Origin of the sequence: Zobellia galactanivorans (assembly GCF_000973105.1) — a bacterium.
GTDB classification, from domain to species: domain Bacteria; phylum Bacteroidota; class Bacteroidia; order Flavobacteriales; family Flavobacteriaceae; genus Zobellia; species Zobellia galactanivorans.
Map to the genome: position 1 here is coordinate 735,558 of NC_015844.1, position 18,771 is coordinate 754,328.

The 18,771-nt window shown below is 42.2% G+C and carries 18 protein-coding genes; 7 read left to right on the top strand and 11 right to left on the bottom strand.

What is annotated here, in order from left to right; translation table 11 throughout:
* Nucleotides 1-5: 5 nt before the first annotated feature.
* From ZOBGAL_RS02780 to recR, 3 genes are all read right to left on the bottom strand, one after another.
* Nucleotides 6-782 (bottom strand): 3'-5' exonuclease, encoded by a 777-nt coding sequence (locus ZOBGAL_RS02780; protein ID WP_013991982.1) that lies wholly within the window; start codon nt 780-782, stop codon nt 6-8.
* A 293-nt stretch (nt 783-1,075) separates the two neighbouring features.
* Nucleotides 1,076-2,428, bottom strand: a complete 1,353-nt coding sequence (locus ZOBGAL_RS02785; protein WP_013991983.1) for a dihydrolipoamide acetyltransferase family protein — start codon at nt 2,426-2,428, stop codon at nt 1,076-1,078.
* An 82-nt stretch (nt 2,429-2,510) separates the two neighbouring features.
* A complete protein-coding gene (recR, locus tag ZOBGAL_RS02790) occupies nt 2,511-3,131 on the bottom strand; it encodes a recombination mediator RecR (RefSeq protein WP_013991984.1) in 621 nt (206 codons plus the stop codon).
* Between the two features lie 57 nt (nt 3,132-3,188).
* Between recR and ZOBGAL_RS02795 the strand changes: the two genes are divergently transcribed.
* Nucleotides 3,189-4,667, top strand: coding sequence for a sodium:solute symporter (locus ZOBGAL_RS02795; protein WP_013991985.1), 1,479 nt, complete (start codon nt 3,189-3,191; stop codon nt 4,665-4,667).
* A 62-nt stretch (nt 4,668-4,729) separates the two neighbouring features.
* On the opposite strand, the gene ZOBGAL_RS02800 is transcribed toward ZOBGAL_RS02795, so the two are convergent.
* From ZOBGAL_RS02800 to ZOBGAL_RS02815, 4 genes are all read right to left on the bottom strand, one after another.
* Entirely contained in the window at nt 4,730-5,089 is a 360-nt protein-coding gene (locus ZOBGAL_RS02800) for a CoA-binding protein (protein WP_013991986.1), read from the bottom strand.
* Nucleotides 5,090-5,309: 220 nt separating this feature from the next.
* Complete coding sequence (locus tag ZOBGAL_RS02805; RefSeq protein WP_013991987.1) at nt 5,310-6,317, bottom strand: 3-oxoacyl-ACP synthase III family protein; 1,008 nt, start codon at nt 6,315-6,317, stop codon at nt 5,310-5,312.
* A gap of 108 nt (nt 6,318-6,425) precedes the next feature.
* Nucleotides 6,426-7,736 (bottom strand): ABC1 kinase family protein, encoded by a 1,311-nt coding sequence (locus ZOBGAL_RS02810; protein ID WP_013991988.1) that lies wholly within the window; start codon nt 7,734-7,736, stop codon nt 6,426-6,428.
* Between the two features lie 36 nt (nt 7,737-7,772).
* The gene (locus ZOBGAL_RS02815) at nt 7,773-8,429 is read right to left on the bottom strand and encodes a TetR family transcriptional regulator C-terminal domain-containing protein (protein ID WP_013991989.1); all 657 of its coding nucleotides are present in this window, start codon (nt 8,427-8,429) and stop codon (nt 7,773-7,775) included.
* Between the two features lie 438 nt (nt 8,430-8,867).
* On the opposite strand from ZOBGAL_RS02815, the gene htpG reads away from it, so the two are divergent.
* Both htpG and ZOBGAL_RS02830 read left to right on the top strand, forming a co-directional pair.
* Nucleotides 8,868-10,757 (top strand): molecular chaperone HtpG, encoded by a 1,890-nt coding sequence (htpG, locus tag ZOBGAL_RS02820; RefSeq protein ID WP_013991990.1) that lies wholly within the window; start codon nt 8,868-8,870, stop codon nt 10,755-10,757.
* A 535-nt stretch (nt 10,758-11,292) separates the two neighbouring features.
* On the top strand, nt 11,293-11,667 hold the full coding sequence (locus tag ZOBGAL_RS02830; RefSeq protein ID WP_013991993.1) for a hypothetical protein: 375 nt from the start codon (nt 11,293-11,295) through the stop codon (nt 11,665-11,667).
* Nucleotides 11,668-11,721: 54 nt separating this feature from the next.
* On the opposite strand, the gene ZOBGAL_RS02835 is transcribed toward ZOBGAL_RS02830, so the two are convergent.
* Both ZOBGAL_RS02835 and ZOBGAL_RS02840 read right to left on the bottom strand, forming a co-directional pair.
* Complete coding sequence (locus tag ZOBGAL_RS02835; protein WP_013991994.1) at nt 11,722-12,531, bottom strand: inositol oxygenase family protein; 810 nt, start codon at nt 12,529-12,531, stop codon at nt 11,722-11,724.
* Between the two features lie 60 nt (nt 12,532-12,591).
* A complete protein-coding gene (locus tag ZOBGAL_RS02840) occupies nt 12,592-14,190 on the bottom strand; it encodes a solute:sodium symporter family transporter (protein WP_013991995.1) in 1,599 nt (532 codons plus the stop codon).
* Between the two features lie 204 nt (nt 14,191-14,394).
* Between ZOBGAL_RS02840 and ZOBGAL_RS02845 the strand changes: the two genes are divergently transcribed.
* Both ZOBGAL_RS02845 and ZOBGAL_RS02850 read left to right on the top strand, forming a co-directional pair.
* A complete protein-coding gene (locus ZOBGAL_RS02845; RefSeq protein ID WP_013991996.1) occupies nt 14,395-15,036 on the top strand; it encodes an MOSC domain-containing protein in 642 nt (213 codons plus the stop codon).
* Entirely contained in the window at nt 15,033-15,386 is a 354-nt protein-coding gene (locus ZOBGAL_RS02850; protein ID WP_046287308.1) for a DoxX family protein, read from the top strand. The genes ZOBGAL_RS02845 and ZOBGAL_RS02850 overlap by 4 nt, the downstream gene beginning before the upstream one ends.
* A gap of 68 nt (nt 15,387-15,454) precedes the next feature.
* Here the strand turns inward: ZOBGAL_RS02850 and ZOBGAL_RS02855 are convergent, their stop codons facing one another.
* Complete coding sequence (locus tag ZOBGAL_RS02855; RefSeq protein WP_013991998.1) at nt 15,455-16,039, bottom strand: hypothetical protein; 585 nt, start codon at nt 16,037-16,039, stop codon at nt 15,455-15,457.
* A 241-nt stretch (nt 16,040-16,280) separates the two neighbouring features.
* Here ZOBGAL_RS02855 and ZOBGAL_RS02860 point away from each other — a divergent pair, with 241 nt between their 5' ends.
* Together ZOBGAL_RS02860 and ZOBGAL_RS02865 are read left to right on the top strand one after the other, a co-directional pair.
* On the top strand, nt 16,281-17,150 hold the full coding sequence (locus ZOBGAL_RS02860; RefSeq protein ID WP_013991999.1) for an AraC family transcriptional regulator: 870 nt from the start codon (nt 16,281-16,283) through the stop codon (nt 17,148-17,150).
* Nucleotides 17,150-17,749, top strand: a complete 600-nt coding sequence (locus tag ZOBGAL_RS02865) for an alpha-ketoglutarate-dependent dioxygenase AlkB family protein (RefSeq protein ID WP_013992000.1) — start codon at nt 17,150-17,152, stop codon at nt 17,747-17,749. The genes ZOBGAL_RS02860 and ZOBGAL_RS02865 overlap by 1 nt, the downstream gene beginning before the upstream one ends.
* 186 nt (nt 17,750-17,935) lie before the next feature.
* Here the strand turns inward: ZOBGAL_RS02865 and ZOBGAL_RS02870 are convergent, their stop codons facing one another.
* Nucleotides 17,936-18,706, bottom strand: coding sequence for a S1/P1 nuclease (locus ZOBGAL_RS02870; RefSeq protein ID WP_013992001.1), 771 nt, complete (start codon nt 18,704-18,706; stop codon nt 17,936-17,938).
* Nucleotides 18,707-18,771: the final 65 nt, after the last annotated feature.

Below are 18,771 nucleotides of genomic sequence, written 5' to 3' on the forward strand. Positions count from 1 at the left end.
AAGCCTTACCCTAGTTTATTGTTCAGTTGGCTCAATTTGATCTGCGTTAATACCTTTTTGGTATACAGGGGAAAGTCGGCATTAAGAATCCACCCGAAATAGCCCGGCTCTTTTTCAAGAACATCCAACACCCTCCTACCCTTATGCTTACCAAAGGCAAACACCTCAACACCATCTTCATCATAGCCCAAAAAGCCGGCAAAGTCGGCAAACTGCCGATGCGTGGAAAATTCAGCTAATTTTTTTACGTTGTTCTCAAGCTCGGGGTATCGATCTAGCTGCGACAAAAGCACCTCATAGGTAGCCTGGGTATCGGCCTCCGCACTATGCGCATCGGTCAAATCCTTCCCGCAATAGAATTTATAGGCCGCGGCAAGAGTACGCTTTTCCATCTTATGGAAAATAGTCTGCACATCTATCGAGACCATACTTTTCATATCGAAGTCGATTTCGGCCCGAAGCATTTCTTCCGCCAATAAGGGAATGTCGAAACGATCAGAATTGAATCCGCCCAAATCACAGTCCTTTATCATCGCGTAAATGGTCTTGGACAACTCCTTAAAAGTAGGCTCATTGGCCACCTTTTCATTTGAAATACCGTGTATGGCGACGACCTCGTCCGGTATTTGCATTTCAGGGTTTACCAACCAAGTCTTGCTTTCCTTATTCCCGTTAGGGTATACTTTCAACACAGATATTTCTACAATTCGGTCTTTGGCAACATTGGTACCCGTAGTTTCCAAATCAAAAAAACAAATGGGACGCGTAAGATTAAGCTCCATGTTTTTGCAATTTTTTAAGCAAATATAATCTTTAACGAGCTTAGAGAAAATATATCTTCGGTTTTCTTGCCCGATTAAGGACCGCTATAGCCGGAAAGGCCGACAATTACCACACAAACAAGCGAGTTACAGATATGTACAAATCAAATACAAGGATTTACCCTACACCTCACCCGGAATACAAATCACAAGCCACGGACCGTACCGCATCATTTTAAGGCCATCTTCTTGCGGACACCCGGACCGCCCATAGCACAGATAGCCCCAGAACCAACCGACAAGACTTCAATACACTAGATTTCCCTATCTACATCCCAACCTTCCAAGTAGTCGGCCACCGCCTTGGCGAACATACTGCCCAAGGCCCCGTTTACCACCCTATGATCATAGCTATGGGAAAGGTACATCTTACTGCGAATCCCTATAAAATCACCTTCGGCGGTCTCTATTACCGACGGAATCTTCCGAATCGCCCCCAAGGCCAAAATACCTACCTGCGGCTGATTGATAATAGGCGTACCGAACACACTGCCAAAGGTTCCGACATTGGTTACCGTATAGGTACCGTCTTGCACCTCATCGGGTTTTAATTTATTCGTTTTTGACCTAAAGGCCAAATCGTTCACCACCTTGGCCATACCTACCAAATTCAATTGGTCGGCATTTTTTATGACCGGAACGATAAGGTTACCGTCCGGCAGGGCCGCAGCCATACCAATGTTTATATTTTTCTTTTTGATAACCGTATCGCCATCTACAGATATGTTCATCATGGGATACTTTTTCAATGCCTTGGCCACAGCTTCCATAAAGATGGGGGTAAACGTCAGTTTTTCACCTTCCCTTTTCTCAAAATCTGCCTTAACCTTGTTACGCCAGTTTACGATATTGGTCACATCTACCTCGATAAAACTCTGTACATGCGCCGAAGTCGACACGCTCTCGGCCATATGCTTGGCTATCAATTTCCCCATACGCGACATGGGAATGACCTCCGCATCAACGGATTGCTTTATGGTAGCCGCCGCAACCGGCTCTTTTACCGCTTGCACCGAATTCACTGAAGGGGCTTCTTTTTTTACCTCTGTAGCGACCGCAGCAGCAGGCTCTTCAGCTTTTACCCTACCGTTCTTTAAATAATCGAGAATATCGTTTTTGGTGACCCTTCCATCGTTACCCGTACCTTTAATGGTATCGAGTTCGTCCATTGAGATACCTTCTTGTTTCGCTATATTTTTCACCAAGGGTGAGTAAAAGCGCTCTCCCGATACGGCCTTTGGAGCTTGATGGACAGGTGCACTGGCCACTTCCTTGGCCACTTTTACCGTCTCCTCTACCATAGCCGCAGATTCCTCTACTTTATCGCTTGTCTTATCGACAACCACAGCTTCCGTATTGTCCGACTGTTCGGTCTCGATTATCGCAACCGTTTCCCCAACCTTGATCACATCGTCTACCTCAAAGAACCTTTCTACCAAAACACCTTCCACCTCACTAGGAACCTCCGAATCCACCTTGTCGGTGGCTATTTCAAAAATAGGCTCGTCCAATTCAATAGTATCCCCAACTTCTTTCAACCAAGAGGTCAACGTTGCCTCGGCAACACTCTCACCCATTCTCGGTAATTTCAGTTCAAACTTTGACATATTCTTATTTTATACTGCTTTTAAGCTATTTTGGTCGCAAAAATACCAAAAAAAGCACCTATTTGTTAAATTTCCAACATTTTTAATTCGCCTTCAAGGAACCTTCAAAGGGAATTCTATTTAAAATACTTCGCCCCAGCGTGACCTCATCGGCATACTCAAGTTCATCACCCACGGCGATCCCCCGGGCAATGGTAGAAGTACTGACATCAAGTCCCTTCAATTGCTTGTAAATATAAAAATTGGTCGTATCGCCTTCCATAGTAGAGCTCAAGGCAAAAATAAGCTCCTTTACCTCTCCTTTTTTGGTCTTTTCCACCAAAGAGGCAATGGTAAGGTCTTGGGGACCTACACCTTCCATAGGCGATATTTTTCCACCAAGAACATGGTATAGCCCCCTGTATTGACTGGTATTCTCAATAGCCATTACATCCCTGATATCCTCTACAACGCAAACCAGGCTTCTATCCCGCTTGGGGTTGGCACAAATTTCACAAAGTGCCACATCTGAAATATTATGGCAATTTTCACAAAACTTAATGTCATTTCGCAAATGCAGCAGGGCATTGGATAATCTTTCGGTCTGTTCGCCCGGTTGTTTCAACAAATGTAGTACCAACCGAAGCGCCGTACGTTTACCGATACCCGGCAACTGTGACATTTCGTATACCGCATTTTCCAGAAGCTTTGATGAAAAATCCATGATTACAAAATTACGTACTATTTTTACTTTTTGTACTTTGGTTTGAAATTTTATTACATGACCGCCACCCACATTCTCATCTTGATCGGTGTTTATTTTCTTTTGCTTTTGCTCATATCTTACTTTACGGGGAAAAACGACTCGAACGTTGACTTTTTCAAAGCCGGCAAATCATCGCCTTGGTACTTGGTAGCCTTCGGTATGGTAGGGGCCTCACTCTCAGGTGTAACTTTTATATCGGTACCTGGTTGGGTAGAGACCTCCGAATTCAGCTATATGCAGGTGGTCTTTGGTTATTTGGCCGGATATTTCGTTATCGCCTTTGTACTGCTCCCCATATACTACCAACTTAACGTAACCTCCATTTATGAATATCTAAAAAAACGTTTTGGAACGGTCAGTTACAAGGTCGGGGCCGTATCCTTCTTTATATCTAGGGTTCTCGGGGCGGCTTTCAGGCTCTTTCTGGTAGCCATAGTTTTACAGCAATTCGTTTTTGACGAGCTTGGCGTTCCTTTTGAGATCACGGTAATCCTATCTATTCTACTCATATGGATATACACCTTTAGGGGAGGAATCAAAACCATTGTATGGACCGACACCCTTCAGACGGCATTCATGCTCTTATCAGTAGGCTTGAGCATCTATTTTATCAATCAAAAGCTAGATTGGGGATTTACTGAATTTTTAGCTTCGGAAGAGCTAAAACAATACAACAAAATCCTGTTTACCGATAGTTTCTTTGACAAGAACCACTTTCTGAAGTCATTTTTTGGCGGAATGTTCATTACCATTTGTATGACGGGTCTTGACCAAGATATGATGCAAAAGAACCTCACCTGTAAATCGCTTAAGGACGCACAAAAAAACATGATTTCCTTTAGCGTTGTATTGGTTATCGTAAACTTTGTCTTTCTCTTGCTAGGGGCGCTATTGTTCATCTATGCCGCCAAATTCAACATTGCCACCCCCTTAATGGACGGCCAACCGAAGTCCGACCTTCTTTTTCCTGAAATCGCACTGAATAGCGGCCTGGGCAGCGTTGTGGCCATCACCTTTATGCTCGGACTCATTGCCGCGGCCTATAGCAGCGCCGATAGTGCACTGACCTCTTTGACCACCTCGTTCTGCGTAGATTTTTTAAACATTGACGAAAAAGAAGAAAAAGATCAGAACCGAATTCGAAAGACCACCCACGTTGGCATGAGCCTTCTTTTAATCGTAACCGTTATACTCTTCAAATACATTCTAGACCGCAATGTTATTGACGGACTATTGACGGTCGCGACCTACACCTACGGCCCTTTACTGGGCTTATTTACCTTTGGAATACTCACCAAGTTCGCCATTAAGGACAACTATGTATGGCTCATAGCCTTACTCTCCGTTCTATGCATCTTAGGCCTAGCCAATTTACCGGCGGACTACCTGGGAGGATACCAAGTAGGCTATGAACTATTACCCTTGAACGGATTACTGACATTTTTAGGACTTTGGGCCATTCGCAAAAGAAATGACTCTATTAAAATCGATTAAATATCAAATTATGAAATGTTAAAGTTTCATCCGAAAAATCGGACACCCCATTTGTCGGATATTTAATATTGACCTGTCGCCAACAAGACCAAGGTGCAGGCCACGACCACTTCAATCCCTTTGGATTCCAGTATTTTGTAAAACTCAGGGTTTTCAGTGCCCGGATTAAATATTACGCGTTTCGGGTTTATTTGTAAGATTTTATCGATATATTCAGGCTGGCGCGCTGGGCCGATATACAAAGTAATGGTGTGAATGTTTTGAATTTCGCTTAAATTGGTCTTTATTTGTATACCCCTGATTTTACCTTTTCGAAGGCCGAATGCTTCTGTTTTGATGTTATGGTCTACTAGGCGATTTACCGCCAGATTACTGTAACGATTCGTTTTGAGCGAGGCTCCGAATACCAGGGTAGTTTTCATATGTTAAATATGATGTTAAAGTTTAATACATGTTGTAACCTTTGTAACATTTGTGCGTCTTATTAAAAGTCGTTATGATGTTTATAACCTTTCAATAATATTGGTCGGTGATAAAGCTATATGTTTATAGTTAATGGTTAGTGTTTAGTATAGCAGCATCAACGACAGAAACCCCGATGGAGACATCGGGGTTTTGTGTGTGCCGTAAATTTCTATTTACTTACCATTTGATGATAACACTGCCCCAAGTGAAGCCGCTACCGAAAGCTGCCAAGACCACCAAATCGCCTTCTTTGACCTTTCCTTTTTCCCATGCCTCGGTAAGGGCTATAGGAATGGATGCTGCAGTAGTATTGCCATATTTCATGATGTTGTTATACACCTGATCATCGGAGAGTTTGAATTTCTTTTGAATAAACTGGGAAATACGCAGATTGGCCTGATGCGGCACAAGCATATCAATATCCTCAGGGGCCAGCCCGTTGGTCTTCAAGCCTTCCATAATTACCTCACTGAACCGTACCACCGCATTTTTAAATACGAACTGTCCGTTCATATACGGAAAATAAGACTCATCATTTGGGTCGTTATCTTCAATGATATCGGTAACCCAGCGCTTACCCATACCCGGTGCTATCAAAGAAAGCTCTTCGGCATGTTGGCCTTCACTGTGCAAATGTGTAGAAAGAATACCTTTTGAATTATCCTCTTCCCTACTGAGCACGGCGGCACCCGCACCATCACCGAAAATCACCGAAACACCCCTACCTCGAGTAGTCATATCAAGACCATGGCTATGCAGTTCCGAACCGATAACCAAGACATTTTTGTACATACCACTCTTAATATACTGATCGGCAACACTTAAGGCATAGATAAAGCCGGAACATTGATTCCTAACATCTAAGGCCCCCACGGTCTTTATACCTAAATCGCGCTGTACCAGTACACCGGGACCAGGAAAATAATAATCGGGACTCAAGGTGGCAAAAACAATAAAATCGATATCATCTTTGTCGATACCGGCCCGTTCAATAGCTATTTTTGCCGCTTTAACACCCATTGTGGTCGTGGTATCGGTACCTTTGAGCACATGCCTTCTCTCTTTTATACCCGTACGTTCTTGGATCCATTCATCATTGGTATCCATTACCTTGGCCAAGTCGTCATTGGTCACTACGTTTTCGGGCACAAAATATCCTAGTCCCGTTATTTTTGAATTATACATAGAAGATTTTTTAAAAATTTAAAAGCAAACGCTTTCACCGTATTGCAAAGTAACCCGTAAATTTCTAAGATATGCAAAAATTATAAGATGATTTTGATCTTCCGATATTTAAGATAAGTACCGCTTAAAGCTATTGACCTCGATTTTCGCGTTAAGGTCATGGAGAAGATTGTAAAGACCGAAGAAAGTCCGGTTCATATAAAGAAAGTGCTTAGACCCCCTATTCCCGTTCATTTTCCGTATTTGACTGTCTTTCGAATAGCGTTCGCTCAAATCGGCTATTTTTTCCCAAAAATCATTGGAACCAAAATCAAAATACTCCTCATTGAATGGCGAGGTAAAAAGCGAAAGCATTTCTTTAAAGAGAGCCTTAAAAAATTTCAATTCTTCGGGTGAATCGGTTTCCGTCAATATTTCCAACTCGTACAGCTTTTCCATAAAAACCGTATCATTTTCAATGTTCTGTTTTTGCGCCAACTCAAAATAAGGTACATAAAACTCCTTGGGCACCTCTTTAATACACCCGAAATCTATAGCGATCAAAGTATGGTCTTCGCTTACCAAAAAGTTACCGGGATGTGGATCGGCATGAACCTTCCTCAAACCGTGTATTTGGAACATATAGAAATCCCAGAGAGTCTGACCTATACTATTACCGACTTCCGGATCAAATTCCTTGTTGGTAAATTCACTTAGGTGCCGCCCCTGCATCCAATCCATGGTGATAATACGCTCACTGGAAAGTTCTTTATAGTATTTAGGAAATTTAAGGTTCTTGATGGCCGAGCATCTCTCGGTAATTTCTATACTTTGTTCAATTTCGAGCAGATAGTCGGTCTCCTCGATTAGCTTGTTCTCTACTTCCTTAAAATACTTATCCGAATCTTTCCCCTGCAAGTTGAACATTCTGATGGCTATGGGCTTTACCAAGGCCAAATCACTTGAAATACTCTCGGCCACACCGGGATACTGTATCTTGACCGCCAAGGCTTTGCCATCTTTGGTAGCCTTATGCACTTGACCGATGCTGGCCGCGTTCACACTATCTTTTTCAAAGGTATCGAAAAGTTCTTCAGGGTACTTGCCCAGATATTTCTTAAACGTTTTTCTGACCAGCGGTGCTGACAGTGGTGGCACCGAAAATTGAGATAGCGAAAACTTGTCGACATAGGCCCTCGGCAGTAAGTTTTTTTCCATACTCAACATCTGGGCCACCTTCAATGCACTACCCTTGAGGCTTTTAAGCCCGTCATAAATATCTTCGGCATTGTTTTCGTTGAGTTCGTCTTTCCCCAGCTCGGGGTTGACCAATTTTTTTCCGTAGTACTTCACATAGTTTCCACCGATCTTTACACCCGTCTTAACCAGTTTGCCTGCTCTTTCTATCTTCCCCGTGGGTATACTATCAAGTGTCTTCATATGTTGTTGTTAAGGCGAGAATAATAAACCACCCGGCTATGCCATGGTTTCCTTATATAAGAATTTGCCGAAATCGATTATATTTTCCAATGGCGTATGATCAAAGATGTCGAAAACGGTATTGATGGATTTCTCAATGGCCATATCGGTTTTTTCGAAACCAGGGGAACTGTCACCCATCCAAAACTTCAATACGAACAGAAACTGCAACCACGCCCCTTCAGAAAATATCTTCGGATTGTACTTTGTGATCTTGGAGCTTTTCTCCGAATTGGCCTCATCGATCAAACCAGTAGCGAAACCCTTCACCAAGTGCCGTAAATCTTTCAACTGTGCCAAATTCTTGAGTGCATTCCGATGTTCGGTCAAAGTAAGCAGCACATAGCTTCGGTTTAGGCTCAAAAGCTCAAAAAAGGTAAAGAAGAAGGTCAACATCTTTTCCTTGTTCGTAAAGCTTTCGTATTCGTCGTTCTTGTTCAAAAGTGCTTCGGTATGGGCGTAAAATTTGCTCCATATTGCTTTCTGCAGGGCTTCCACCGAACCAAAAAACGCATAGAAATCGGTTTCGGCAATTTTGTTTTCCTTACAGAACTTGTATATCGATTTCGGTACTGCCTCATGCTCGAGAACGTAGTCCATATAGAGTTCAATGATGCGATCTTCCGTAATTTTATTTGTCTTTGTCTTAGCCACGATTCTTGAATTTTATTACATAAAGTTACGCCTTAAAGGCTTTAACTACTGTTAAGGGTATACCAATTCTTATTCTACTCTAATTTAAAAAACGTGCTTTCCGAAGAAAACACGCTCTTAAACAACCTAACAATAATTAATTTAAACGTGATCCAAACTAAAACGCTCTTTCTCATAGCAATCTTAATCACATCCATGACCAAATATACAAAATGTTTAACTATTTCCAAAAATAATTAAACAAAAAGACAATTATGCCATTTCTTCAAAGTATGGAAGAGTGGAATGCGCCAGTTTGTCACTCTTACCGTATGTGGTATTTTTTTTGACAGGCACCATCTAGGTAATTACTACTGTGGTTCCTTTATGCTCAAGAACCAAAACAAATATTAAACTATAGGTCAAGCTACGGCGAGTACCTTATTAAAATGATAGTATATGGCAACAGGTAAAATCAACGTTTCGGTGGAAAATATCTTTCCGCTGATCAAGAAATTTTTGTACAGTGACCACGAAATCTTCTTAAGGGAGCTGGTGTCGAACGCGACCGATGCAACGCTTAAACTGAAGCACCTGACCTCTATAGGCGAGGCCAAGGTAGAGTACGGCAACCCGATGATAGAAATAAAGGTCGATAAGGAAGGAAAAAAAATACACGTTATAGACCAGGGTATCGGTATGACCGAGGACGAGGTCAAGAAATATATCAACGAACTTGCTTTTTCAGGTGCCGAGGAATTCTTGAACAAATATGAGGACGGCGCCAAGGAAACCGGAATTATAGGTCATTTCGGTTTAGGTTTTTATTCGGCCTTTATGGTAGCCGACAAGGTTGAGATCAACACCAAAAGCTTTAAGGAAGATGCCGAGGCGGTACACTGGAGCTGTGATGGATCACCCAATTTTACCTTGGAGCCCGGCAGCCGACAAGAACGCGGTACGGAAATCATCCTACACATTGCGGAAGACTCGACCGAGTTTTTGGAAGACAGCCGCATCAACCAACTTCTAAACAAGTACAATAAGTTCATGCCGATACCGATCAAGTTCGGTACAAAAACGGAAACTTTACCCAAACCGGAAGGTGCCAAGGAAGACGATCCCGCACCTACCCAAGAAGTAGACAATATCATCAACAACCCTAATCCGGCTTGGACCAAGCAGCCCGCCGATCTAGAGGACAAAGACTATAAAGAGTTCTACCGCGAGTTGTACCCAATGCAATTCGAAGAACCCTTGTTCAATATTCACCTGAACGTAGACTACCCCTTCAACCTTACCGGTATTTTATACTTCCCTAAGTTGACCAACGACCTCAATGTACAGAAAGACCGCATTCAGTTGTACCAAAACCAGGTTTTTGTTACCGATAACGTTGAAGGCATCGTGCCCGAGTTCTTGACCATGCTTCGCGGTGTAATCGATTCGCCCGACATTCCTTTGAACGTTTCCAGATCATACCTACAAGCCGACGGTGCCGTCAAGAAAATTTCTTCGTACATAACGAGAAAGGTCGCCGATAAGCTGAATTCATTGTTCAAGAACAACCGCGAGGAATTTGAGCAAAAGTGGAACGACATCAAGATCGTTATTGAATACGGAATGCTCAGTGAGGACAAATTCTTTGAAAAAGCTGACAAATTTGCACTGTATCCTACTGTAGACGGTGCCTACTATACTTTTGAGGAACTACAGGAAAAAATAAAGGAAAATCAAACCGATAAAGACGATAAACTCGTTGTTCTTTATGCCTCCGACAAGGTTGCCCAACACAGTTATATTGAAGCTGCAAAGGCAAAAGGTTATGAGGTACTCTTGATGGATTCCCCAATCATTGCCCATTTGATGCAAAAATTGGAAACCTCAAAAGAGAAACTTTCATTTGCCCGTGTAGATGCCGACCATTTGGACAACCTGATCAAAAAAGAGGATGCCCAAATCTCTAAATTATCGGACGAGGAAAAGGAGACCCTTAAAAAGAATCTTGAAGAGGTAATTACCGATAAGAGCTATACCGTTCAACTTGAGGCTATGGACAGTGATGCTTCACCCTTTATCATTACCGAGCCGGAATTTATGCGCCGTATGAAAGAAATGCAGCAGACCGGTGGCGGCGGTATGTTCGCTATGGGGTCAATGCCCGATATGTACAACCTTATCGTAAACACCAATCACCCGCTCGTAGGTGAGATATTGAACACCAAAACCGCCAAAAAACGCGAACGGTTGATCAATCAATCCATAGATTTGGCACGGCTTTCAAAAGGATTATTAAAAGGTGAGGAATTGACAAACTTTATAAAACGCAGTTACGAAATGGTGAAGTAACACCAAATTATACACTTACAAAAACGCCCGATTGCAGAGTATAGCAATCGGGCGTTTTTTCTTGTTAAAATTCATATCTTCCCCAAAAATTTGAAATAGGCCCCAAAAAAACCCAAGATTTTGAAGTCTATCTCTATAAAAGAATCAAAGAAAAAATACCTACTATAGGTGCCGCTAAAAGAAGAATATAAAGAATGAAAACTTTTAAATTGCAAGAAACACCTTGGCCATCAGACTTTTGGAAAACCCCGAAAAATAACAAAAGGGCCAAGCCCAAAATCTTTCGACCCATTTCTATTTTAGGTCGGCAAGATGCATTCGCCCCGTCTAGCCTTTTTCAATACGAATCTTTGAAGCAAACTTTGGTTTATTTTATGGCCAAAGCAGGTGCAAACGCAGCAAGAGCCTAAGCATTCTTTGCAATCGTTGTCTTTTGCGAAACTCAATCTCACTGAACCTCAACAAACATTTTACATCTATAGAGTGCCCCATCATCTCTAACGAAAACCTATTACTTATCTAAATCTTACTTTGTATGGTACTAACAGAACTAAACCCCAAGGGCAATTTTGACTCTTGGGACAAAAAGAAACTGAATGAAATTAAACAGAATACCTTCAGTACGAAAATTGGCGATACCCTTTTTGAAAATGACGAACTTGTTTTAAGCGAGATAATTTTAAAGCCCGGGGAAAGAACCCCCTTTAGAAAACACGCTAACGATTATAGCTGTACGTGCTTTACAGACGGACTCTTGGTTTCAAGAAATGTCAATGGGCAGATCGGGCTTTTACGCTTTGACCAAGGCGATCAATTCTATTGGACCTGTAGCAAAAAGGAAACAATTCACGACCTTGAAAATATCGGAGAGAACACCGTCATCATCAAAGTACTTGAAATAAAAAGGTAACGGCCATTCCGCCCCTAGGTTGAATGACCGTTGCTATTCTATATAATTATGGACCTACCAGAAAATAGGTCCCTTACCCAAGTATTTTTCAGCTATGGGCTGGTAATATTCGCGCACCTCTTCCAAATCGTATATTTTTTGGCATTTGGTGTAAAGGTCGTATTTATTGAAATCTTTAATCAGTTCTAAATACTCCTTATCCCCTTCATTCAAGAGTTCCTTATAGCTTCCTCCGGTATGCCAAGGGTAAAAGGAGTGGTACCGGACCATGACCATGGCTTCTTTGGGCAATGTGTTTTCCTTATGGTTTGAAAGCACCTGATAAAGATATTCATCATGCCCCCAGGCAAGGTTTAGCTTGTCAAGTCCGCAACCTTCTTGGTAAATACCTGTAGGGGTATTGTAACGGTCATCGGCCATATCGGGATTCAATTCGTTAAATTCGGGATAGACACAGGTATCGGGCAATTTACAACCGACCACAAATACATCACCAACGGTACCCCATTGCTCGTCTTGGCTTGTACCATCTTCATCACTGCCCCAAAGGAACATTATCTTCCCTAAATCGTGAATGAGCCCTGTCAGCTGCATCCAATCGGGGCGATTGTCTTCCCTAATGGCCTCGGCGCTCTGAATCAAGTGCTGTACGTTAGGTAGATCCAAATCGGGATCGCTCACATCGATCAACTTATTTAAATGGCCCATGGCTTCCCATAGATCCATAGGTTTATCATATGTCAAATATTTCTTTTGCATACGCTGAACATAATCAACAGTCTGATTCTTCCGCATTTTCCTGTAATGCTCTTTCACAGCGGCCGATACGTCTACAGCCTCATAATCCCTGAACGTTTTTTCCATTTTTAAAAATTTAGCATTAAACTCACTCTGTTACAGTACTCTTTCTATCTCGATTATGTGCTAGACATTGCCTAAAACAAGGTACAAAATAATCGTAAACAGTATAAGAAAGAAACTAAAGGGCTTGGCAAACCTCCATGGTTTTAGGTTTAACACGCCCGCGTCTTTCATAATAAACTTTTCTTCTTTTTGGGTTAAGGCCGATACAATGTGCATAATGGCGATATTCAGAACGAATTCAATACCCCAAATATGGATAAAATGAAGGTTGACCTCAAGCACATAATACATAAACACGTAGAACAACAGACCAAAGCCAAGGCCTGCCTTGGCGCCAGCAGCCGTTACTCTCGGAAAAAGGAAACCCGCAATGATCACACTGGCTATAGGAATAAAGAATATACCGTTCAGCTGTTGTAGCAACTGGTACAGCCCATCCGGGGCATTGGCCACAAAGGGGGCAATGCCAATGGCCAATATAGCGAGAATGGCGGAGGTACTTTTACCAATGACCACCAACTTCTTCTCATTGGCATCCTTTTGAATGTATTTTTTAAATATATCAAGGCTAAAAACCGTGGCGGCACTGTTCAAGGCACTGTTAAAAGTACTTAAGATAGCCCCCATCATTACGGCAACAAAAAAGCCCGTAAGCCAGAGGGGCAATACTTTCTTCACCAAAAGCGGGTATACGTTATCTGGATTATCGTACAGGCTCTCTCCAAAATAATAAAACCCTATAAGTCCGGGCAACACAATCACCAAGGGCACCAATATCTTCAGCAGTCCAGTAAATAGTAGTCCTTTTTGGGCTTCCTTTAGATTGACCGCCCCCAGCACCCGTTGAATGATAGATTGGTGCATGGTCCAGAAATAGATTTGGTTGACCATAAGGCCCGTAAACAAAACCTCAAAGGGCAGAATAGCGGAACGCGCCCCCTCTCCTACTCCCGATTCGTGACTAATGACGTTGAATTTTTCAGGACTATGCCTAAAAACGGTCGACATCCCCTCGAGAATGTTTCCGTCCCCAATGGCCAATAGGGCCAGTGTAGGCACCAGAAGACCGGCTACCAAAAGCCCAAAGCCGTTAATGGTATCGGTATAGGCGACCATTTTCAATCCGCCGAAAATAGCGTAGACCGCACCAATGCTTCCTACAATTAAAATCGTTATCCATATTCCTTCGCTCGTTGTCACGTTCAAGAGTTCCGAGATATCGAAGATAGCTTCTATATTCAATGCTCCAGTGTATAGAACAATGGGCAGCAAGGTCGCCACAAAGGAGATGATCAAAAGAAGGGCCACTAAGGTCCGTGTGAGTCCGTCAAAGCGTTTTTCCAAAAATTCCGGAATGGTGGTCAAGCCCATTTTCAGGTAGCGCGGCGCAAAATATAGGGCAGCTATGACCAAGGCCAAGGCCGAAGTTACCTCCCAAGCTACAATGATTGCCCCGTTACGATAAGCCGACCCGTTCATCCCCACCAAATGCTCGGTAGATATATTGGTCAAAAGCAAAGAGCCCGCTATGACCACCCCAGTCAACGATCTACCTCCCAAAAAGTATCCGTCCTTGGTATTCAGCTTGTCGCGTCTAAGCTTGTAAGTGGCGTAAAAGGCTACAAATCCTGTAAACAATAAAAATGTTAATAATGCCATAAATGGGGGTAATATCCTAATTTATATAAGGTGCGATAAGCCACCGAATGTCAAATTAACAGAATTTAAGTGAATAATCTAGCACATTATCAAAATTTTCGTGTGCGCAGACGAAAATAAATTCTTCCACTCCTTCCTCTAAGTACAAAAAACAAGTAATCGATACGATTCTATTTTTACAGATAGGTTTTCTACCTTTAAGCAATGGAAATCATCTCTACCAATATCGGACGCCCCACCACGGTTATATGGAACGGCAAAAATGAGCAGACCGGCATATTCAAATCCCCGGTAGAAGAACCCCTATTTTTAGGAAAGACCGATGTAGCCAAAGATTCGGTCATTGACCGAAAGCACCATGCCGGCATCAATAAGGCCTGTTTTCTGTTTTCGGTAGACCATTACGACTACTGGAAAAAATTATATCCGGATCTGGAATGGAAATGGGGAATGTTCGGTGAAAACCTTAGTGTAAGCGGACTTGACGAATCTATCGTTCGTATAGGCGACATCTATAAAATAGGAAGCGCCCTTGTTCAAATTTCCCAACCAAGGGAACCTTGTTACAAACTTGGGATCCGGTTTAATGACCAAGGCATTTTAAAAAAATATATCGACTATGGCTATCCGGGCACCTACGTTCGCATTCTTGAAGAAGGGGAAGTCAGAAAAGGAGAGCAATTCATTTTGATAGAGCAATCTACAAACGAACTTACCGTAAAGGATTTTTTTCAGCTTTTGTTCATGCGCAAAAAAGACCCGAAAATATTGGAGCTAGCATTGACCAACCTAGCCTTGCCAGAGTACAAACGTGAACGTTTGAAGAAATATCAAGCTAAACCATGAGCTACACATGGCACCTCTACGTAATGGGAGCAATTTACGTATTGGCCGGAATAATGCACTTTATCAAACCTCGGGTGTATATGGCAATCATGCCCCGTTACTTGCCCAATCATAGGCTTTTGGTACAACTGAGCGGTGTGGCCGAAATAGGTCTGGGCCTGGGCGTGTGTTTCCCTTTTTCAAAAAACTATGCCATTTATGGGCTCATTTTAATGTTGGCCGTTTTCTTACTGGTACATTTCTATATGCTTTCAGAAAAAAAGGCTTCAGCCGGCATTCCCAAATGGGTATTGTGGGCAAGACTGCCTTTGCAGTTTGTTCTAATGTACTGGGCCTACAGCTACCTATAGCCATAAAAAAGCCCCTAAGGTTCTCAACCACCTTAGGGACAATTTAACTCAACTCAACTTAAACAATCTTAATTTACCGATATCTCCTTGTAGTAGGTTTCTTTGCTATCCCTTACTACTACGGTATAATCACCGGAATAGGCCTTGGTAAAATCAAATGCTTTTTCAATAGTCATTTCATCTTCCCGTTTTTCCGAGAAAACCAATCTGTTACTACTGTCGTAAACTTGTATGTTAACGTCTTTCTTATCGAGGTTCAATAGGTTCAAATACACTCTACCGTCTTTTACCCTAAAGACTGGCTTACTGTTTTCTTTCCTATCGATAACCTTCACAGTGCTACCCTCAATGCTGATAGTATACGATATCGTCTTTAATTCATCTTCCGATTTAAAGAAATATAGACCATCTTTAAGGTTAGACAAGTCGAATTTCTTGGCATAAGCCCCTTTTTCAACTTTTTCAAAGAATATAACGTTCTGTTCCGCATCGATGAACTTGATAGTCGTGCTCCCTGATTGGGAATCAAGCTCGTATACGAAACTTTTTACATTTTCATTAGGTACAACGCTCAGTTTAGGCTCACTCGCTAATCCAACAGTCGTGCTGAATAATAATGCGATCATTGCTGCTGTTCTTACTACTTTTCTCATGTCGTTGTTGTTTTGTAACCTGTCGTGAAACAGGTCGATTAATATTGGTTTAATATTACACTACAAACATACCGCCGTAATTCGGCTCCTACTACTCCACAATTGGCCAATAACTATGCTATTTTAACATCGCTTACATACTAAAAGACCCCAAAGGGTAATATTGAATATATTTTGGTTAATTTTGCAAAGAAAGGAAGAAACAACCTTGTTTAATTTTGCCATATAAACACCCCAGTAGATGAATCAAAAACCTGCTTTTGAGGCTATTGAACCCAGTTTTGGGCATTCTTACACGTATCAACGCTTTGATGCGACCAAGAACAACAAAAACAACATCTGGCATTACCACCCTGAAATAGAGCTGGTTCACGTAAACGGTGGATCGGGAAAAAGACAGATCGGGAGCCATGTTTCGTACTACTCCAACGGCGACCTTATATTAATAGGAAGCAACCTACCCCATTGTGGCTTTACCGATAAGCTTACGGGCAACGAGAGTGAGACCATTATTCAGATGAAGCAGGATTTTTTGGGAAACGACTTTTTTGATATTCCCGAGATGAAAAAGATCCAATCCCTTTTTGAAATGGCCAAGGGCGGTATTGCCTTTTCCGGAAAGACCAAAAGAAAGATTGGTGAGAAAATGCAGATTTTAGAGTACCAGACCCATTTTCAGCGTTTACTTTCCATATTGAACATACTGAACGAACTGGGCAACTCCAAAGATTTCAAGATTCTCAATGCCGAAGGTTTTTCAATGGAGACCGAAGTAAAGGACAACGACCGCATCAATGTGGTCTTCAACTACGTGAAGAATAACTTCAAGGAAGAGATTACGCTAGATGAAATCAGTAACCTAGTGAGCATGACGGTACCGTCTTTCTGCCGTTACTTTAAAAAGATTACCAATAAGACCTTTGTTCAGTTCGTAAACGAGTATCGTTTGGTACATGCGTCTAAGCTTCTGGCCGAACAGCCCTTAAGTATTACCGAGGTTTGTTTCGAAAGCGGGTTCAACAACTTTTCGCACTTTAACAAGCAGTTCAAGGCCTTTACCGGGCAAAACCCATCGGAGTATAGAAATGAGTTGAAAACGGTCCTTAAATAATGAAAAGGCTGGTTCCGGAAGAGATCTACCTAAATCTGCCCGATAGTGATATCGTCTATTATCCTGATTTCTTGGAACGGTCGGAAGCCGACAGCTCTTTTGACTTGCTTTATAAAGAAACGCCATGGCAGCAAGACCATATCTCCGTATTTGGTAAACGCTACGCCCAACCCAGACTCACGGCGTTGTACGGCAACAATGGAAAGCCCTATTCATATTCAAATTTGGTGATGCTTCCCCATGCATATACAGATACCCTTTTAAAAATAAAGAAGAAAGTAGAGGCCCAAACCGAAACAAGCTTTACCTCCTGCCTACTAAACCTGTACCGCAATGGTCAGGATAGCAACGGGTGGCATGCCGACAATGAAAAAGAATTGGGCAAACACCCGATCATTGCTTCGGTAAGTTTAGGGCAAGAACGTTTCTTCCACTTAAAACACCGAACGGACAAAAGTTTAAAACAAAAGCTCTTATTGCAACACGGAAGCCTTTTATTGATGAAGGGCCCTACACAAGAAGCGTGGCTGCACCAAATACCGAAAACGGCGAAACCTATCGGTGCCCGTATCAACCTGACCTTTAGAATTATCACATAAAAAAATCGGCCATTTTGTAATGACCGATTTTTTTTGCCCTTTAGCTATGGGAAGGTTACTGTCTTTAAACGTCGGGCGCCGAATAATTTCCTCGCAACCATCTACATAAATATAACTTCAAATAGACGAGCGGGGTATAAGCATTCGTTGAATTCCAGTTTTTTTTGATAAATGGTCGACTACATTTTAAAAAAGCCCGTTCAAGACCTTGGCCAAACGCAGTCCGCCCTTTTGCAATTGGTCTTCAACGGTGCCCCACCAATCATAACTATAGCGATAGTATAATTTTTCGCCTGCCTCCACTGAACCGTACAATTGTTGGGCAATATCTTGGGACTCCCCTACCCAGTCGTAAATAGTCCCTTCTTGAATCTGTTTTATTTGCTTTTTTGAAAGTTTGGGCAAGCTTGAAGCCAATTCGGTATAGCTCATACCGTAGTCGTTGATCATGTTAGAATCCCAAACTTTGTGAAGGTTGCTCCCCTTGTTGAACCATTGCACCTGAATGTCGTTTCCCCCTTTATCTTCAAAGCGGCCTACATGTAGGGGCTGATGCAGATCACCGATCAAGTGGACCAACATTTTAAGGTAAAACACCTTATCTTCCCTTTTGGCGTTCGGGTCTTTTATAATTTCAACGCACTTCTGTATTCCGACTACAATATCGCCATGTTTGTTGGGCTCGATATCGGAATACCTCTTTCCATCCGGAATGTTTACGTAATGCCAAGCACTGAATTCTTTGAAGGCTCTGTCGGCCTTAATGTCATCTCCAAACGTAGATACATAGGCAAGGTCTCTACCGTTCAATAATTTTTTCAGGGCTTTCCTGGTTTTTTTTGAAAGGTGTTGCTCTGCTACCTCGCCAACGGTCCGGTGTCCGGTTTTAGACCATTCACCTTCGTTTGCGTTAGAAAAGAAGGTTATAAAGAACAAAAAGAATACTATTTTTCCCATGGACAAAATTTACGGACAAAAGTAGAAAATTAGAGTTTAATCTATTGTTAAGAAGCCCAAGGGTT

What these genes read in the sequence shown, in the direction of transcription:
- ZOBGAL_RS02780 (WP_013991982.1), bottom strand. Translation starts at nt 782, where the DNA reads ATGGAGCTTAATCTTACGCGTCCCATTTGTTTTTTTGATTTGGAAACT.
- ZOBGAL_RS02785 (WP_013991983.1), bottom strand. Translation starts at nt 2,428, where the DNA reads ATGTCAAAGTTTGAACTGAAATTACCGAGAATGGGTGAGAGTGTTGCC.
- recR (WP_013991984.1), bottom strand. Translation starts at nt 3,131, where the DNA reads ATGGATTTTTCATCAAAGCTTCTGGAAAATGCGGTATACGAAATGTCA.
- ZOBGAL_RS02795 (WP_013991985.1), top strand. Translation starts at nt 3,189, where the DNA reads ATGACCGCCACCCACATTCTCATCTTGATCGGTGTTTATTTTCTTTTG.
- ZOBGAL_RS02800 (WP_013991986.1), bottom strand. Translation starts at nt 5,089, where the DNA reads ATGAAAACTACCCTGGTATTCGGAGCCTCGCTCAAAACGAATCGTTAC.
- ZOBGAL_RS02805 (WP_013991987.1), bottom strand. Translation starts at nt 6,317, where the DNA reads ATGTATAATTCAAAAATAACGGGACTAGGATATTTTGTGCCCGAAAAC.
- ZOBGAL_RS02810 (WP_013991988.1), bottom strand. Translation starts at nt 7,736, where the DNA reads ATGAAGACACTTGATAGTATACCCACGGGGAAGATAGAAAGAGCAGGC.
- htpG (WP_013991990.1), top strand. Translation starts at nt 8,868, where the DNA reads ATGGCAACAGGTAAAATCAACGTTTCGGTGGAAAATATCTTTCCGCTG.
- ZOBGAL_RS02830 (WP_013991993.1), top strand. Translation starts at nt 11,293, where the DNA reads ATGGTACTAACAGAACTAAACCCCAAGGGCAATTTTGACTCTTGGGAC.
- ZOBGAL_RS02835 (WP_013991994.1), bottom strand. Translation starts at nt 12,531, where the DNA reads ATGGAAAAAACGTTCAGGGATTATGAGGCTGTAGACGTATCGGCCGCT.
- ZOBGAL_RS02840 (WP_013991995.1), bottom strand. Translation starts at nt 14,190, where the DNA reads ATGGCATTATTAACATTTTTATTGTTTACAGGATTTGTAGCCTTTTAC.
- ZOBGAL_RS02845 (WP_013991996.1), top strand. Translation starts at nt 14,395, where the DNA reads ATGGAAATCATCTCTACCAATATCGGACGCCCCACCACGGTTATATGG.
- ZOBGAL_RS02850 (WP_046287308.1), top strand. Translation starts at nt 15,033, where the DNA reads ATGAGCTACACATGGCACCTCTACGTAATGGGAGCAATTTACGTATTG.
- ZOBGAL_RS02855 (WP_013991998.1), bottom strand. Translation starts at nt 16,039, where the DNA reads ATGAGAAAAGTAGTAAGAACAGCAGCAATGATCGCATTATTATTCAGC.
- ZOBGAL_RS02860 (WP_013991999.1), top strand. Translation starts at nt 16,281, where the DNA reads ATGAATCAAAAACCTGCTTTTGAGGCTATTGAACCCAGTTTTGGGCAT.
- ZOBGAL_RS02865 (WP_013992000.1), top strand. Translation starts at nt 17,150, where the DNA reads ATGAAAAGGCTGGTTCCGGAAGAGATCTACCTAAATCTGCCCGATAGT.
- ZOBGAL_RS02870 (WP_013992001.1), bottom strand. Translation starts at nt 18,706, where the DNA reads ATGGGAAAAATAGTATTCTTTTTGTTCTTTATAACCTTCTTTTCTAAC.